Origin of the sequence: uncultured Tepidimonas sp. (assembly GCF_938045175.1) — a bacterium.
Lineage (GTDB): Bacteria > Pseudomonadota > Gammaproteobacteria > Burkholderiales > Burkholderiaceae_C > Tepidimonas.
The window spans coordinates 1-13,107 of record NZ_CALIND010000204.1; the positions used below are offsets into that span (position 1 = coordinate 1).

At 66.8% G+C, this 13,107-nt stretch carries 13 protein-coding genes, 2 tRNA genes and 2 pseudogenes; 11 read left to right on the plus strand and 6 right to left on the minus strand.

The genetic code is table 11. The annotated features are described in order from the left end of the window. The 6 genes and pseudogenes from Q0716_RS10825 to Q0716_RS10850 all read left to right on the plus strand — a co-directional run. Positions 1–144 (plus strand): annotated as a pseudogene (locus tag Q0716_RS10825) (Rieske 2Fe-2S domain-containing protein); the annotation flags it as partial. A 26-nt stretch (positions 145–170) separates the two neighbouring features. Then, the gene (locus tag Q0716_RS10830; protein WP_299023119.1) at positions 171–1,595 is read left to right on the plus strand and encodes a cytochrome bc complex cytochrome b subunit; all 1,425 of its coding nucleotides are present in this window, start codon (positions 171–173) and stop codon (positions 1,593–1,595) included. Between the two features lie 23 nt (positions 1,596–1,618). After that, positions 1,619–2,389: a cytochrome c1 gene (locus Q0716_RS10835; RefSeq protein ID WP_299023121.1), complete on the plus strand. Its 771-nt coding sequence runs from the start codon at positions 1,619–1,621 to the stop codon at positions 2,387–2,389. A gap of 97 nt (positions 2,390–2,486) precedes the next feature. Continuing rightward, positions 2,487–3,098 carry a glutathione S-transferase N-terminal domain-containing protein gene (locus Q0716_RS10840; RefSeq protein ID WP_299023123.1) on the plus strand — a complete coding sequence of 204 codons (612 nt, stop codon included), beginning with the start codon at positions 2,487–2,489 and terminating at the stop codon, positions 3,096–3,098. Then, a complete protein-coding gene (locus tag Q0716_RS10845) occupies positions 3,098–3,493 on the plus strand; it encodes a ClpXP protease specificity-enhancing factor (RefSeq protein ID WP_299023124.1) in 396 nt (131 codons plus the stop codon). The genes Q0716_RS10840 and Q0716_RS10845 overlap by 1 nt, the downstream gene beginning before the upstream one ends. An 88-nt stretch (positions 3,494–3,581) precedes the next feature. Next, positions 3,582–3,657: transfer RNA gene (locus Q0716_RS10850), tRNA-Thr, on the plus strand. Between the two features lie 106 nt (positions 3,658–3,763). Here the strand turns inward: Q0716_RS10850 and Q0716_RS10855 are convergent. The 5 genes from Q0716_RS10855 to Q0716_RS10875 form a co-directional block, all read right to left on the minus strand. After that, positions 3,764–3,856: transfer RNA gene (locus tag Q0716_RS10855), tRNA-Ser, on the minus strand. A gap of 52 nt (positions 3,857–3,908) precedes the next feature. After that, the gene (locus Q0716_RS10860; protein ID WP_299023126.1) at positions 3,909–5,201 is read right to left on the minus strand and encodes a tryptophan--tRNA ligase; all 1,293 of its coding nucleotides are present in this window, start codon (positions 5,199–5,201) and stop codon (positions 3,909–3,911) included. Positions 5,202–5,249: 48 nt separating this feature from the next. After that, positions 5,250–5,918 carry a site-2 protease family protein gene (locus tag Q0716_RS10865; RefSeq protein ID WP_299023128.1) on the minus strand — a complete coding sequence of 223 codons (669 nt, stop codon included), beginning with the start codon at positions 5,916–5,918 and terminating at the stop codon, positions 5,250–5,252. A 34-nt stretch (positions 5,919–5,952) separates the two neighbouring features. Further along, a complete protein-coding gene (locus Q0716_RS10870; protein ID WP_299023130.1) occupies positions 5,953–6,588 on the minus strand; it encodes an L-threonylcarbamoyladenylate synthase in 636 nt (211 codons plus the stop codon). Positions 6,589–6,594: 6 nt separating this feature from the next. Further along, the gene (locus Q0716_RS10875) at positions 6,595–7,452 is read right to left on the minus strand and encodes a 3',5'-nucleoside bisphosphate phosphatase (RefSeq protein ID WP_299023132.1); all 858 of its coding nucleotides are present in this window, start codon (positions 7,450–7,452) and stop codon (positions 6,595–6,597) included. Between the two features lie 37 nt (positions 7,453–7,489). On the opposite strand from Q0716_RS10875, the gene murJ reads away from it, so the two are divergent. Both murJ and Q0716_RS10885 read left to right on the plus strand, forming a co-directional pair. Beyond that, a complete protein-coding gene (gene murJ / locus Q0716_RS10880; protein WP_299023134.1) occupies positions 7,490–9,052 on the plus strand; it encodes a murein biosynthesis integral membrane protein MurJ in 1,563 nt (520 codons plus the stop codon). 4 nt (positions 9,053–9,056) lie between these two features. Continuing rightward, the gene (locus tag Q0716_RS10885) at positions 9,057–9,908 is read left to right on the plus strand and encodes a tetratricopeptide repeat protein (RefSeq protein WP_299023136.1); all 852 of its coding nucleotides are present in this window, start codon (positions 9,057–9,059) and stop codon (positions 9,906–9,908) included. 22 nt (positions 9,909–9,930) lie between these two features. Here the strand turns inward: Q0716_RS10885 and purM are convergent, their stop codons facing one another. Continuing rightward, complete coding sequence (gene purM, locus Q0716_RS10890) at positions 9,931–10,962, minus strand: phosphoribosylformylglycinamidine cyclo-ligase (RefSeq protein WP_299023138.1); 1,032 nt, start codon at positions 10,960–10,962, stop codon at positions 9,931–9,933. Between the two features lie 82 nt (positions 10,963–11,044). Between purM and Q0716_RS10895 the strand changes: the two genes are divergently transcribed. The 3 genes and pseudogenes from Q0716_RS10895 to Q0716_RS10905 all read left to right on the plus strand — a co-directional run. Continuing rightward, positions 11,045–12,145 carry an AI-2E family transporter gene (locus tag Q0716_RS10895; protein ID WP_299023141.1) on the plus strand — a complete coding sequence of 367 codons (1,101 nt, stop codon included), beginning with the start codon at positions 11,045–11,047 and terminating at the stop codon, positions 12,143–12,145. 1 nt (position 12,146) lies between these two features. Continuing rightward, positions 12,147–12,833 carry a DnaA regulatory inactivator Hda gene (gene hda / locus Q0716_RS10900; protein ID WP_299023143.1) on the plus strand — a complete coding sequence of 229 codons (687 nt, stop codon included), beginning with the start codon at positions 12,147–12,149 and terminating at the stop codon, positions 12,831–12,833. Between the two features lie 65 nt (positions 12,834–12,898). Then, positions 12,899–13,107, plus strand: a pseudogene (locus Q0716_RS10905) (HAD-IB family hydrolase); the annotation flags it as partial.

The following is a 13,107-nucleotide window of genomic DNA, read 5'->3' on the forward strand; positions in this document are numbered from 1 at the left end:
TTCCTGTGCCCCTGCCACGGCTCGACCTTCGACATGGCCGGCCGGGTCTTCAAGAACAAGCCGGCGCCCGACAACCTCGAAGTGCCGCCGCACATGTATCTCTCGGACACGCGCCTGCTGATCGGCGAGCACAAGAAGGCCTAACGAGAACGAAAACGGGACGACGAGACATGGCTGAATTCAAGGAAGCTCCCGCAGGCGCCTCGGCTGGCGTGAAGACCCTGACGTGGCTGGAGAACCGGTTTCCGACCGCGTTCGACGCCTACAAGGTCCACATGGCGGAGTACTACGCGCCCAAGAATTTCAACTTCTGGTATTTCTTCGGGTCGCTGGCGCTGCTGGTGTTGGTCATTCAGATCGTCACTGGCATTTTCCTCGTCATGCACTACAAACCGGACGCGTCGCTCAACGCGGCTGGTGTGCCCGTGGCGTTCGCCTCGGTCGAGTACATCATGCGCGACGTGCCCTGGGGCTGGTTGATCCGCTACATGCACTCCACCGGCGCCTCGGCGTTCTTCGTTGTGGTGTACTTGCACATGTACCGCGGTCTCATCTACGGTTCGTACCGCAAGCCGCGCGAGCTGGTGTGGATCTTCGGGTGCGCGATCTTCCTGGTGCTGATGGCCGAGGCCTTCATGGGCTACCTGCTGCCCTGGGGGCAGATGTCGTACTGGGGCGCGCAGGTGATCGTGAACCTGTTCTCCGCGATTCCGTTCATCGGCCCCGATCTGGCCATCCTCATTCGTGGTGACTTCGTCGTCAGCGACGCGACGCTCAACCGCTTCTTCAGCTTCCACGTCATCGCCGTGCCGCTGGTGCTGCTGGGGCTGGTGGTGGCGCACATCATCGCGCTGCACGAGGTGGGCTCCAACAACCCCGATGGCATCGAGATCAAGGCCACGAAGGGCCCCGACGGCAAGCCGCTGGATGGCATCCCGTTCCATCCGTACTACACCGTGCACGACATTCTGGGCGTGTCCGTGTTCCTGATCGTGTTCTCGGCGATCGTGTTCTTCGCGCCCGAGCTCGGCGGCTACTTCTTGGAGTACAACAACTTCATCCCGGCCGACCCGATGGTGACGCCGCCGCACATCGCGCCAGTGTGGTACTTCACGCCGTTTTACTCGATGCTGCGCGCCACGACGTCCGAGATGATGGTGGTCTTGGTGGCGGTGGTGCTCATCGGCGCCGTGCTGGCCGCGCTCAAGTCGCCCATGGGCATGGTCGGCAAAGCGGGCCTGCTCGGTGGCGCCGTGGTGCTGTCGGCGCTCATGCTGACCATCGACGCCAAGTTCTGGGGCGTGGTCGTCATGGGGGGTGCGGTCATCATCCTGTTCTTCCTGCCTTGGCTGGACAAGGCCCCGGTCAAGTCGATCCGCTACCGGCCGAGCTGGAATAAGTATCTGTACGGCCTGTTCGTCGTCAACTTTCTGATCCTGGGCTACCTGGGTGTGTTGCCGCCGTCGCCGATCGGCGAGCGCGTCTCGCAAGTGGGTACGCTGTTTTACTTCGCGTTCTTCCTGCTCATGCCGTGGTGGAGCCGCTTGGGTGAGTTCAAGCCTATTCCGGCCCGCGTCAACTTCCAGGCCCATTGACAGACACACAGGAGTCGATTTCCATGAAACGATGGATTGCCACCGGCCTGGTGGCCTTGGGTGCGATGCTGGGCGGGGCCACCGCAGCCCTGGCGGCGGGGACGAATTTCCCGATGGACAAGGCCCCCCGCCTGATCAATGACAAAGCGGCCCTGCAAAACGGCGCCAAGATCTTCGTCAACTACTGCCTGAGCTGCCACTCGGCGTCGTTCGTGCGCTACAACCGCCTGACCGAGCTGGGGTTGACCGAAAAGCAGATCAAGGAAAACCTGATGTTCACCACCGACAAGGTGGGGGACTTGATGATCGCGACCATCGATCCCAAGCAGGCCAAGGCATGGTTCGGCGCCCAGCCGCCGGATCTGTCGCTGGTGGCGCGCTCGCGCGCGGCACAAATGAGCTACAGCGGCAGCGACTACCTCTATACCCTGCTGCGCGGGTACTACCGTGACCCCAACCGCCCCACGGGCTGGAACAACGTCGTGTTCCACAACATCGGCATGCCCCATCCGCTGTGGGAACTGCAGGGCGAGCGCAAACCCATCTTCGAAAAGGTGGTCAGCCACGGGCACGAGACCGAGGTCTTCCGCGGCTGGGAGGTGGTCAAACCCGGCAAACTGACCGAAGCCGAGTACGACCGCACCGTTGCCGAGTTGGTGGCGTTCTTGGAGTGGATGAGCGAGCCCGTCAAGAACGATCGCATCCGCCTGGGTGTGTGGGTGCTGATCTTCCTGGGTATCTTTACCGTGATCGCCTGGCGCCTCAACGCGGCGTACTGGAAAGACGTCAAATGATCCCCATCTGACCGCGCGCCTGCGCGGTCTGCACAGTGGGTGCGCCAGCCGGCAGGCGGCCATCCACTGTTTTGCTTTGTCGAGGAGCGAACACACCATGATGGTTTTGTACTCGGGCACCACCTGCCCGTATTCGCACCGCTGCCGTTTCGTGCTGTTCGAAAAGGGCATGGACTTCGAAATCCGCGACGTGGACCTCTACAACAAGCCGGAGGACATCGCGGTCATGAACCCGTATGGGCAGGTACCGATCCTGGTCGAGCGTGACCTGATCCTGTACGAGTCCAACATCATCAACGAGTACATCGACGAGCGCTTTCCGCATCCCCAACTCATGCCGGGCGACCCGGTGGACCGCGCACGCGTGCGGCTGTTCCTGCTCAATTTCGAGAAGGAGCTGTTCACGCATGTCTCGGTGCTGGAACAGCGCACCCCGAAGCCGACGGACAAGCAGATCGAGAAGGCCAAGCTGCACATCCGCGACCGGCTGACGCAGCTCGCGCCCGTGTTCCTGAAGAACAAGTTCATGCTGGGCGATCATTTCTCGATGCTGGACGTGGCCATCGCGCCGCTGCTGTGGCGGCTCGACCACTACGGTATCGAACTCAACAAAAACGCGGCGCCGCTGCTCAAATACGCCGAGCGCATCTTCTCGCGCCCGGCCTACATCGAGGCGCTGACCCCGTCCGAAAAGGTCATGCGCAAGTGATGGACGCCGAACTGCCCTCCACCCGCCCGTACCTGATCCGTGCCATGCACGAGTGGTGTACGGACGGCGGTTTTACGCCCGATATCGTGGTCGCCGTGGACGAGCACGTGCAGGTGCCGCGCGAGTACGTGCGCGACGGCCAGATCGTGCTCAACGTTGGCTACGAGGCCACGGGCGGGCTGGTATTGGGCAACGACGAGATTCGCTTCAAGGCCCGCTTCGGCGGCGTGGCGCGCGAGGTCGTGGTCCCTGTCGACCATGTGATCGCGATTTACGCGCGCGAAAACGGCCAGGGTATGGCATTTCCGGCACCCGAGCCCTCGGCGGCTGAGGACGATAGGGAGCCGCCGGTGCCCCCGGGCAGCAAGCGTCCGGCACTCAAGCGCATCAAGTGAGGGCCCCGGCGGTGGGGCGGCACAAGGCACTACAATAACGAACGCTGCGGGGCCATCGGCGTCATCGGTCCGGTCGTGCGTCCCCCGAGCCGCTTTAGCTCAGTTGGTAGAGCACCCGCCTTGTAAGCGGTAGGTCGTCTGTTCGAGTCAGACAAGCGGCACCAGCGATGGCACCTTTGCGCACGGTGGCCACGAACGGCCCGCACTCCGTCGCGACACCCTAAAAAAACAAAAACCCTTTCCGCACGACCCATGCAGGAAAGGGTTGAGTGGCGGAGAGAGAGGGATTCGAACCCTCGATACGGGGAAGACCCGTATACCGGATTTCGAGTCCGGCGCATTCGACCACTCTGCCATCTCTCCGCAGGTGTCAAGCCTGCTATTGTAGCAGGCCCGTCGGGGGTTCTGCGGTGGCTCAGGTTTCGCGCAGCGCGGCCAGCGCTGCTTCGATGCGCTGCGGGTCGGCCAACACGTGCACCTGGGTGTGCAGGTCGGCGCAGGCGGCCCAACCCTCGGTTTTGAGGCGCGCCACAGCCTGACCGGCTGTCTTGGGCGAGTCGAAGCCCGCGCTGTGCAGCAGCACGTGTCCCTTGGCGTCCGTGAGCTTGAAATAAAAGCGCCCGTCGGCCTCGCGGTATTGTTTAAAGATGGGTGGCGCGCTTTTGCTCGTGCGGACGGTGTCGGCTGGCGGCTGAGCGAGCGCGTCCAGCGACCGCAGACCGACGGCGGCGCGCAACCGGGCGGCAAAGGGGGTGGCTTGGGCACGGGCTTTGGCCGCCCCCGCGCGCAGGATGGCTTCGACGCGCTGCGGGTCGGCCATGAGGGCGTCGTAGGTGGCGCGCATGGGGGCGATCTCGCGGTCGATGCGCTCGAACAGCCGCTCTTTGGCCTGGCTCCAGGCGATGCCGGCGGCGAACTCGCGTGCAAAGACCGCCGTCTCCTCGGGTGTGGCAAAGGCCTGAAAGAGCTGGAATACGGCGGAGCCCTCCGTGTCCTTGGGTTCGCCTGGCACGCGCGAGTCGGTGACGATGCCCATGATGAGGCGACGCAACTGCTCGCGCGGCGCGAACAGCGGAATCACGTTGTCGTAGCTCTTGCTCATCTTGCGCCCGTCCAGTCCGGGCAGGGTCGCCACCTGCTCGTCGATGACCGCTTCGGGCAGGGTGAAATGCTCGCCGTAGAGGTGGTTGAAGCTCGACGCCAGGTCGCGCGCCATTTCGATGTGCTGGATTTGGTCGCGTCCCACGGGCACCCGGTGGGCGTTGAACATCAGGATGTCGGCCGCCATCAGCACGGGGTACATGAACAGCCCCATGGTCACGCCGTCGTCGGCGTCACGCCCGTCGGCCAGGTTTTTGTCCACCGCTGCCTTGTAGGCGTGGGCGCGGTTGAGCAGCCCCTTGCCGCAGACACAGGCCAGCAGCCAGGTCAGTTCGGGGATTTCCGGGATGTCCGACTGCCGGTAGAAGGTCACGCGCTCGGGGTCGAGTCCGCAAGCGATCCAGGTGGCGGCGATCTCCAGCGTGGAGCGCTGCACGCGTGCGGGATCGTGGGTGGAGATGAGGGCGTGGTAGTCCGCCAGAAACAGGTAGCTGTCGATGCCGGGCTCGCGGCTGGCGCGCACAGTGGGGCGAATGGCGCCGACGTAATTGCCCAGGTGGGGGGTGCCGGAGGGTTTGATGCCGGTGAGGACGCGAACGGTGGTCATGGGGCGGCAGGGTAGGGAGAAAAGCGGCGGTTTCAGGTCCGCCTTCGGTCAAAACAGCAGCCAGCGCAACGGGGTGAGCAGCACTTCGATGGCCTGAGCCGTCACGCGCATGAGGGGGCGCAGCCAAAGCGTGCTGACCACCCCGGTGAGCACGAGCGCCAGCACGATGAAAAAACCATAGGGCTCGACGCGCGACACGGCGATGGCCTGGCGCGTGGGCAGCAGGCCGACCAGGATGCGGCCGCCGTCCAGCGGAGGCAGCGGAAACAGGTTGAAGACGAACATCACGATGTTGACCAGCACGCCCGCACGCGCCATCCCATTGAAAAATGGCTCTTGCACGCCGCCCGCCACGAGCAGGTAGCCAACGGCGGCCCAGGCGATCGCCTGGATCAGATTGGCCCCGGGCCCGGCCAGCGCCACCCACACCATGTCGCGCTTGGGGTGGCGCAGGCGGCCAAAGTCGACCGGTACGGGCTTGGCATAGCCGAACAGAAAGGCCCCCGCCGTGGCAAAGTACAGCAACAGCGGCATGGCGATGGTGCCGCTGGGGTCGATGTGCCGCATGGGGTTGAGCGTGATGCGGCCGAGCCGCTCGGCGGTGGGGTCACCGAAGTACCGTGCCGCGTAGCCGTGCGCTGCCTCGTGCACGGTAATGGCGAACAAGACCGGCAGCGCGTAAATCGTGACGGTCTGGATGATGTGGGCGATGTCCATGGTGGGATTGTCGCAGGTGCGCCGCGGCGCCGCCTCACAGCCCCAACGTGGCCAGCGGACCACGGCCAACGCGCAGCACCTCGGGGTCGCCGCCAGTGCTCATGGGCGTCAGATCGACGACGGTGGTGGGCTCTTGCGGGCACGAGCCAGCGTCGATGACGGCCGCCACGGCGTGTTGCAGCCGCTCGCGGATCAGGGCCGCGTCGTTGAGCGGGCTGTCGTCGCCCGGCAGGATGAGGGTGGTGCCCAGCAGTGGCGCGCCGTGCAGCGCCAGCAGTTCGCTCAGCGCCCGGTGTGCGGGCACGCGCAGGCCGATGGTTTTACGTTGCGGGTGGCTGACGCGGCGCGGTACTTCCTTACTCGCTTCCAGGATGAAGGTGTAGGGCCCCGGTGTGGCTGCCTTGAGCAGGCGGTACTGCCGGTTGTCCACGCGCGCGTAGCTGGCCAGCTCCGACAGGTCGCGGCACAGCAGGGTCAGGTGGTGCCGTTCGTCGATGCCGCGGATGCGCCGCAGGCGCTCGACGGCAGCCTTATCGTCCAGGTGGCACACCAGCGCGTAGCAGGAATCGGTCGGTACCGCCAACACCGCGCCCGCGTGGAGCGCCAGCACCGCCTGGCGCAGCAGGCGCGGCTGCGGATTGTCGGGGTGGACCTCGAACAACTGGGCCATGGTCGCTCAGTGCAGCACGCGGTGGGCCAGCAGCTCCCACACCGGGGTGAGCCGCCCGTCCAGATAGGGCAGCGCGCCCAGATCGGTGTGCGACTCGTCGGGGCTGTGGAAGTCGCTGCCGCGCGAAGCGGCCAGGTCGAACTCGCGCGCCATGTCGGCGTAGCGCACGATCTCGGCGCTGCTGTGGCTGCCGGTGACGACCTCGACCGCACGGCCGCCGTGCGCCTTGAACTCGGCAAACAGCGCATACTCCTGCGTTGCATTGGCCCACGCGTAGCGCGCCGGGTGGGCGATTACGGCGACGCCGCCCGCGTCGGTGATCCAGCGCACCGCGTCACCCAGGGCCGCCCAGCGGTGTTCGACGTAGCCAGGTTTGCCCTCGGTCAGAAAACGGCGAAACACCTCGTGCGTGTCGTGGCACACGCCAGTCTCGACCAGATAGCGCGCAAAGTGGGTGCGCGAGATCAGCTCTGGGTTGCCGACGTATTTGAGGGCCCCATCGTAGGCGCCGCGGATGCCGACGGCGGCGAGCTGCTCGGCCATCTCTCGCGCGCGCCGCTCGCGCCCGCCGCGCGTGTGCGCCAACCCCGCGACGAGTTGTGCATCGTCCGGGTCGATGCCCAGGCCCACGATGTGCACCGTCATCCCGGCGAAGGTGACCGAGATCTCGACGCCGCACAGATACGGCAGCCCCAGCGCCTGTGCGGCCGCTGCCGCCCGGTGTTGCCCGCCCACCTCGTCATGATCGGTCAGCGACCACAGCTCCACCCCGTTGCCGTGGGCGCGCGCGGCCAGCGCTTCGGGCGTGAGCGTGCCGTCCGAGACGATGGAGTGGCAGTGCAGGTCGGCGTTGACGATGCGCATGGCACGCCCATTGTAGGCGCGCGGCTACACTCGCGCGGTGTCTCTGTTCAAATCCGCTTCCATCGTCTCGCTACTGACGTTGGCGTCGCGCATCACCGGCTTGGTGCGCGAGCTGCTGATTGCTGCCACGTTCGGCGCCAGCGCGCTGACCGACGCCTTCAACGTCGCGTTTCGCATTCCCAACCTGCTGCGGCGCCTGTTCGCGGAAGGGGCGTTTTCGCAGGCCTTCGTGCCGGTGCTGGCGGCGACGCGCGCCACCGACGGTGACGCCGCCACCCGGGAGCTGATCGACCGCGTGGCCACCGTGCTGTTAGCGGCGCTGCTGCTGACTTGTGTGGTGGGCGTGCTGGGCGCCCCGGTGCTGGTGTGGGCCATGGCAGCGGGTCTGCAGCAGCACCCGCAGGGCTTCGAGACCGCGGTGGTGCTGACGCGCTGGATGTTTCCCTACATCGGCTTCATGTCGCTGGTGGCGCTGAGTGCCGGCATCCTCAACACCTGGCGTCGCTACGCGATACCCGCGGCCACGCCGGTGCTGCTCAACCTGGCCATGATCGCCGCCGCTTGGTGGGGGGCGCCCGCGCTCGCCCGTTGGGGCGTGGAGCCCATCTATGCGCTGGGCGGGGGCGTGATGCTGGGCGGGGTGTTGCAGTTGGGTGTGCAAATTCCGGCACTGGCGCGGCTGGGGCTGCTGCCGCGCGTGCGCCTGTCGTGGGCGGGCGTGCGCGCGGGCTGGCAGTATCCGGGCACGCGCCGGATACTCACGCTCATGGCGCCTGCGCTGCTGGGGGTGAGTGTGGCGCAGATTTCGCTGCTCATCAACACCCAGATCGCCTCGCACCTGGGGGCAGGCAGCGTGTCGTGGCTCACCTACGCCGACCGGCTGATGGAGTTCCCCACCGCCTTGCTGGGCGTGGCGCTGGGCGTGGTGCTGTTGCCGCAGTTGTCGGCGGCGCAGGCGGCGGGTGACGCAGATCGCTACAGCCAACTGCTCGACTGGGGGCTGCGCTGGGTGGTGCTGCTGGCCGTGCCCAGCGCGCTGGGGCTGCTGTTGTTTGCCCAGCCGCTGGTGGCGGTGCTCTACCACTACGGGGCCTTCACGGTGCACGATGTGCGCCAGACCGCGCTGGCGCTGACCGGCTACGGCGTGGGGCTGTTGGGGCTGATCGCGATCAAGGTGCTCGCCCCGGGGTTTTACGCCCGACAAGACATCCGCACGCCGGTACGCATCGCCATCGTGGTGCTGGTGTTCACCCAACTCATGAATGCGGTGTTGGTGCCGCGGCTGGCACATGCTGGCCTGGCGCTGGCCATCGGCATGGGCGCGCTGCTCAATGCAGGCTGGCTGCTGGTGGGTCTGGTGCGCCGGGGGGCGTATCGCCCGCAGCCTGGGTGGGGGCGCTTCGGGGGACAGGTGCTGGCGGGCGCGGTGCTGTTGGCGGTGTATCTGCTGTGGTTGGCGCAGGCATTCGATTGGACCGGCACATCCGCGCGTGCCCTGCGGGCGGGCGTGTTGGCCGCGGGGGTTGCCGGTGCGGCGGCGGTGTACTTCGGGGCCTTGGCGCTGGCGGGTTTGCCGCTGCGGCAATTTGTGCGAAAGTAGTGCCATGAACTGGGCTGCACGGGTGCCGTCGTCGCTGGACTACTTTGCTGCGCTGGTGGCGCAGGACGAGGGCTTCCCGTTGCTGGAGGCCACCGCCGCCGTGGCGCTGGATGAGTACCCGGAGCTCGATATCCAGTCCGTGTTGGACGACGTGGACCGGATGCTCGAGCGGCTGCGCCGCCGCCTGCCGGCGGATGCGGGCCACCTGCACCGGCTGCGCGTGCTCAACCAGTACTTTTTTCACGAATTGGGCTTTGGCGGCAACGTCAACGACTACTACGACCCCGAAAACAGCTACCTGCACACGGTGCTGCGCACGCGCCGCGGCATCCCCATCAGCCTGGCGGTGATTTGGCTCGAGCTGGCGCAGGGCATACGCCTGCGCGCGGCGGGCATCAATTTTCCCGGGCACTTTTTGGTCAAGGTCAACCTGCCGCAGGGGCAGGTCATCCTCGACCCGTTTACTGGCCAGTCACTCAGCCGCGAAGACTTGGCCGAGCGGCTGGAGCCGTACAAACGCCGCCATGGGCTGGTGGACGACTTCGACGTGCCGGTGGGCTTGTACCTGCAGGCGGCAGCGCCACGCGACATCGTGGCCCGCGTGCTGCGCAATCTGAAGGAAATCCACCACTCACAGGAGGACTGGTTGCGCCTGATTGCGGTGCTCGATCGGCTGATCGTGCTGCGGCCCGACGCCTGGGCCGAGGTGCGCGACCGAGGCCTGGCCTGGGCCGAGCTGGGGCAGCCCCAGCGCGCGCTGCAAGACTTGGAAGCCTACCTGCCACACGCCGACGATCCGCTGGAGGCGCAGGCGATCGCTGACCGGGTGGCTGCGCTGCGGCGGGCGGGCGGGTAGGGCAGGGCCAGTTTGGGCTATCTTAGCCGACGACCACCGCGGCACCATCGCCGCGCGGGGCGATGGTGCCGATGCGGTAGACCGTCTCGCCCTGGGCGGCCAGCGTCGCCGCAGTGGCGTCGGCGTGCGTGGGGTCGACGATGACCACCATGCCGATGCCGTTGTTGAAGGTGCGGTTCATCTCGTGGTCGTCGATACCCGCGGTGCGCTGCAGCCACGCGAACAGCTCGGTCTGCGGCCAGCTGCCCTTGACCAGGTGCGCCGCCAGCCCGTCGGGCAGCACGCGCGGGATGTTTTCCAGCAGGCCGCCGCCGGTGATGTGCGCCAGCGCTTTGATGGGGTGCTGCTGCAGCGCGGCGAGCACGGGTTTGACGTACAGGCGGGTGGGCGCCATGATCGCCTCGCGGAACGGGCGCCCGTCCAGCGTGGTGGGCAGGTCGTGCCCCGCGCGTTCGATGCACTTGCGCACGAGGCTAAAGCCGTTGGAGTGCACGCCGCTGGAGGCCAGCCCCAGCACCACGTCGCCCGCGCAGACGTCGGCGCCGGTGAGGATGCGCGATTTCTCGACCACGCCGACGCAAAAGCCCGCCAGGTCGTACTCGCCCGGAGGGTACATGCCGGGCATCTCGGCCGTCTCGCCGCCGATCAGTGCGCAGCCTGATTCTTCGCAGCCGCGCGCGATGCCGCCCACGACCCGCGCCGCGGTGTCGACATCCAGTTTGCCGCAGGCGAAATAGTCGAGAAAGAACAGCGGCTCGGCGCCTTGCACCAGCACGTCGTTGACGCTCATGGCCACCAGGTCGATGCCGACGGTGTCGTGCATATTCCAGGCGAAGGCGAGCTTGAGTTTGGTGCCGACGCCGTCGGTGCCACTGACGAGTACCGGCTCACGGTAGCGCCGGGGAACCTCGAACAGGGCACCAAAGCCGCCGATGCCGGCCAGCACGCCATCGCGCAGGGTGCGTCGTGCCAGCGGTTTGATGCGCTCGACCAGCGCGTCCCCGGCATCGATGTCGACGCCGGCATCCTTGTAAGAAAGCGGTGTGGTGTTCATGGGGTCGGTAGAATCCCCACGATTGTACGGGCGTCCCGACCCCCGGGGCCCGCAAGCGCGCTGTGCTGCTGCCACCCCTGCCATGCTGACCGAATCTCAACGACACGCCCTGCTGTGGCTGGCGCTGGCCGTCGCCGCCTGGTGGGGCGTGTCGGTGCTGGCGCCGGTGCTGCTGCCATTCGTGGTGGCGGCGGTGCTGGCCTATGCCTTGCAGCCCGCGGTGGCGTGGCTGGCGGCGCACCGGGTGCCGCGCGCGCTGGGGGCGGGCCTGGCCATCGCGCTGCTGATGCTGCTGTTGCTGGCGGTGGCCTTCATCATCGTGCCCGTGGTCAGCCAGCAGTGGCCCCTGTTGCGCGAGCAGATTCCCGCGCTGCTGGAACGGCTCAATGCCTGGCTGGTGCCGCTGTTGCGGCGCCACGGGATCGATTTGTCGATCGATGTCGATGGGGTGCGGGCCTTGTTGCGGCGCATGGTCAGCGGCCACGAGGATCAGTTGCTCGAGCACGTGCTGGCGTCGCTGCGCATCGGCGGCAGCGCGCTGCTAGCGCTGCTGGGCAACCTGGTGCTCATGCCGGTGGTGGCGTATTACTTGCTGTTGGATTGGGACGCGGTGGTGGCGCGCAGCGCCGCGCTGGTGCCGCCCGCGTGGCGATCTTCGGTGGGGCGTTTTTTGGCCGATGTGGACGCGGTGCTGGGCCAATATTTGCGGGGGCAACTGCTGGTCATGGGCATCATGGCCGTGTTCTACGCGGCGGGGCTGTGGTTGGCGGGGCTGCAATTGGCGGTACCGATTGGGGTCTTCACCGGGTTGGCGATGTTCGTGCCCTACTTGGGCTACGGGATCGGCCTGGTGCTGGCGCTGCTGGCGGCGCTGCTGCAATTCCAGAGTCTGGGGGGCGTGTTGCTGGTGGTGGCGGTCTATGCAGTGGGGCAGGTGGTGGAGAGCTTCTTCCTGACCCCGCGTTTGGTGGGCGAGCGCATCGGCCTGCATCCGATCGCGGTCATCTTCGCCCTCATGGCGTTTGGGCACTTGTTCGGGTTCGTCGGCGTGTTGATCGCGTTGCCGGCTTCCGCCGTGTTGTTGGTGGCGGTGCGCCGGTTGCAAGTGCTGTATGTGCGCAGCCCGCTGTATCGCGAGCGGCGGGCAGCGGCGGGGGCCGGACGCGCGGGGCAGGAGGACTAAAGTGGAGCAGCTCGTGCTCGACCTGGGATTGGCGCCCCAGCCGACGCTGGCCAATTTCGTGCCCGACGGCAACGAGTCCGCTTGGGAGTACCTGCGTGTGTGGCTGCAGGGTAGCCCCCGCTCGCCGCTGCCGCTGTACCTTTGGGGCCCCACTGGCAGCGGCAAGACCCATTTGTTGCGTGCCGTTGCGCTGGCGCTGCAGGCGCGTGGCGAGGCGGTAGGCTGGCTTGCACCCGACGTCCACGCGCCGGGGCCGTTCGACGAGCGCTGGTCGGCGGTGCTGTTCGACGACGTGCATCGGTACACGACCGAGCAGCAGGCGGCGGCGTTCAATTGGTTCGTCAACGCCCAGTCACCCGCCAGCGGCGGCCAGCGCGCCGTGCTGGCCAGCGGGGATCGCCCCCCGGCCGACCTGCCGCTGCGCGACGATCTGCGCAGCCGCCTGGGCTGGGGTCATGTCTTCCAACTGCAGCCGCTGGACGAGCGCGCCCGCCGTGCCGTGTTGCGTCGCGCGGCCGATGCGCGTGGCGTCGCGCTATCCGATGAGGTGATCGATTTTCTGCTCAGCCGCTTCGCGCGTGACCTGTCCAGTTTGATGGCCTTGCTCGATCGCCTGGACGGCTACGCGCTGCGCACCCAGCGCGCCATCACCATTCCACTGGTGCGCGCCATGCTCGCGACCGATTGATGTTGTCGATGTCGTCTGCTTCCTCCTCTGTTTCGCCTGTGGCAGCGCCGCCTGCTGCTTCCACCTTGCGCGATGGGCGCATCGCCGTTGCGCTGTTCGACCTCGACCACACGTTGCTGCCGCTCGACTCCGACTATGCGTGGGGTGAGTTCACCACGCGCATCGGCTGGACCGATCCGCAAGACTTCACGCGCCGCAACGATGCGTTCTTTGCCGACTACCAGGCGGGGCGGCTGGACGTGCATGCCTATGTGCGCTTTGCCACCGAGGCGGT

Bases quoted from the DNA above. Each gene is read 5' to 3' on its own strand.
- Q0716_RS10845 (WP_299023124.1), top strand. From the start codon at position 3,098: ATGGACGCCGAACTGCCCTCCACCCGCCCGTACCTGATCCGTGCCATG.
- Q0716_RS10870 (WP_299023130.1), bottom strand. From the start codon at position 6,588: ATGGCCCAGTTGTTCGAGGTCCACCCCGACAATCCGCAGCCGCGCCTG.
- Q0716_RS10840 (WP_299023123.1), top strand. From the start codon at position 2,487: ATGATGGTTTTGTACTCGGGCACCACCTGCCCGTATTCGCACCGCTGC.
- Q0716_RS10875 (WP_299023132.1), bottom strand. From the start codon at position 7,452: ATGCGCATCGTCAACGCCGACCTGCACTGCCACTCCATCGTCTCGGAC.
- Q0716_RS10885 (WP_299023136.1), top strand. From the start codon at position 9,057: ATGAACTGGGCTGCACGGGTGCCGTCGTCGCTGGACTACTTTGCTGCG.
- Q0716_RS10830 (WP_299023119.1), top strand. From the start codon at position 171: ATGGCTGAATTCAAGGAAGCTCCCGCAGGCGCCTCGGCTGGCGTGAAG.
- Q0716_RS10860 (WP_299023126.1), bottom strand. From the start codon at position 5,201: ATGACCACCGTTCGCGTCCTCACCGGCATCAAACCCTCCGGCACCCCC.
- purM (WP_299023138.1), bottom strand. From the start codon at position 10,962: ATGAACACCACACCGCTTTCTTACAAGGATGCCGGCGTCGACATCGAT.
- Q0716_RS10895 (WP_299023141.1), top strand. From the start codon at position 11,045: ATGCTGACCGAATCTCAACGACACGCCCTGCTGTGGCTGGCGCTGGCC.
- Q0716_RS10865 (WP_299023128.1), bottom strand. From the start codon at position 5,918: ATGGACATCGCCCACATCATCCAGACCGTCACGATTTACGCGCTGCCG.
- Q0716_RS10835 (WP_299023121.1), top strand. From the start codon at position 1,619: ATGAAACGATGGATTGCCACCGGCCTGGTGGCCTTGGGTGCGATGCTG.